Source organism: Microvirga tunisiensis (genome assembly GCF_009296175.1).
Lineage (GTDB): Bacteria > Pseudomonadota > Alphaproteobacteria > Rhizobiales > Beijerinckiaceae > Microvirga > Microvirga tunisiensis.
In genome coordinates this window covers 1-2,079 of the sequence record NZ_VOSK01000629.1, presented here as the reverse complement: position 1 = coordinate 2,079, position 2,079 = coordinate 1, and the positions used below count along the sequence as shown (strand labels likewise).

Genomic DNA, 2,079 nt, shown 5'->3' with positions numbered 1-2,079 from the left:
TGAGGGCATCGCGCCGGTTGGTCTTGACGCGCTCGCCCGGACGCTTGGGGATGAGCGACGGCGCGATGACGGCACACTCATGTCCCAGAGCCGCGATCTGGCGCTGCAGGCCATAGCCGGTGGGGCCGGCCTCGTAGCAGAACAACAATTCGCCGTGCCGGCTCGCCAGCTTGTGGACCAGGCGCCGCACCGCCTCGGGGGTATTGTCGATCTCGCCGAGAAAGCGGATCTCTCCCTGGCGGCCGTCCTCGGCCACGGCGACGGAGATCTTCAGTTTGGAGGTATCCAGACCGACAAACACTTTGCTCTTCTGCTGCATGGCTCGTCCCCTGTGCGGGAGGCTCGGCGCCGGCCCATCCGGCGCAACCCTCGCTCATCGCATAGTGTGGACGAGCCACCTCCACCGGCAACGAACATACGGTCTGCTGCGCCAGTTCGGCCAGGGTCTTCTCACCCTTCACGGCGGCCAGGGCCACTTTGGCCTTGAAAGCCGGAGAGTGGTTCCGGCGCGGTCTCTTGCTCATCGTCTCTCCTGTTCAGCAGCCATTCTGGCCACAGTCAGGCAGAAACTCCACTTATCCCGCTGTTCAAATTTCCCGAGCCAGCTCTGCTCAGCATGACACGCTCCCGGGCCAGGGCTGCGCGATCTGAAGCAACATATTGACGTCCACCTTCGCATAATGGGCGGTGGTGTCGATCGATCGGTGGCGAAGCACGGTTCCGACCATGTCCAGCGTGGCGCCGGCACGCAGCAGGCCGGTCGCTGCGGAGTGCCGAAGCAGATTGGTACCTCGCGACGGCGGGTCATCAATGCCGGCCCTCTCAAGGGCAAGACTGACGATGCTCGAGACGCTTGCGCTCGCCAACGACCGATGCGGTGCAACAGTCCGCAGGAAAATCTGCTCACAGGCGGCGATCGGCCGGGCGTCTCGGAGATAGGCGATGATCGCGTCGCCAGCGTCCTGGGGGAGCGGGAGCCGGCTCTCACGACGGCCTTTGCCACGGACACGCAGGGTTCCCTCACGCCAGTCGATATCGTCGAGGCGCATGCCTGCAATGTCGCCGGCGCGCAGGCCGAGACGGGCCAGCAGCAGAAGCACCGCGCGGTCGCGGATGCCCATCGGCATCGTGACGTCGCACGACGCGATGACCCGCTCGACGTCCGCAGTGGGGATGTAGCGCGGTAACGCCGACAACCGCCATTGCGGGATTGTCGGTATGCCCTGATCAAGCCCCGAATGGCACAGGCCATGGGCAGCCAGATATCGAAGATAGCCTCGCAGCGCCATCGTCATGGTCTTGAGGTAGGCGTGCGAACTTCGCTTTCCCTCGTCCAGGATCACCTGTCGGACGAGAGCAGCATTGTACTGCATGGGATCGGGGCCTAGAGCCGGAAGCAGGCGCATGACCATACGACCATGGCGCCAGACGGTGCGCTCCGAGATTCCGCGATGCCGTCTCAGCCAGGCCTGGAAAGCAAAGATCTCGTTCTCGTCAGGACACGGCGGCACCTGTTCCGACAGTGTCACCGCCCCGCATTCCGCCAGGAAGCCAACGAATCGGCGAGCGCGGTTGACGTATTTGATGGACAGTCGAGTGGCCTGCCGGATGCCAGGGCAACGGCATCGATGCCGCGCAAACCGGCGAACGACATTGTCGTCAATCTCAGCGACGGCGATCTTCGTGTTCTGCAGCCATTGTCCGAAGTGACGAGCCGGGGCTTCGTAGCCTAACACCGTCAGGTGGGTGTACCCCAGACTCAGCAATCGGCCCGTGAACGCCTCCACGAACGGACGCAAGGCACCTGGGTTCATCAGTTGCGCGCATTCCGGCAGAACTTCCGTCGATTTTGGCACGTGGACTCTCCTCTCGAGGTCAAAAGAACGTCGAGAGACCACAACAATTATGCCAAGAGGAGAAGACTCCAGAACGTAACATTGGCAAAAGTCCGGGCTGAGCTGGCGGGTCGGGGTTCCGGCGCAGCGACAATTCTGATTCAATCCCCTGCATGTCACCGGCCCCGGATCTTGATGGCCTGTCGAACGCCGATCTGAAGCGGTTGGTGCTGGAGCTGTTGGG

Annotated in this window: 1 protein-coding gene and 2 pseudogenes; all 3 read right to left on the bottom strand. The window is 63.0% G+C overall.

The features are described 5' to 3' along the window. A pseudogene (locus tag FS320_RS42215) lies at positions 1-319 on the bottom strand (IS110 family transposase); the annotation flags it as partial. Positions 320-422: 103 nt separating this feature from the next. Further along, a pseudogene (locus FS320_RS51490) lies at positions 423-524 on the bottom strand (transposase); the annotation flags it as partial. Positions 525-611: 87 nt separating this feature from the next. Beyond that, positions 612-1,856: a tyrosine-type recombinase/integrase gene (locus tag FS320_RS42210; protein WP_162003617.1), complete on the bottom strand. Its 1,245-nt coding sequence runs from the start codon at positions 1,854-1,856 to the stop codon at positions 612-614. Positions 1,857-2,079: the final 223 nt, after the last annotated feature.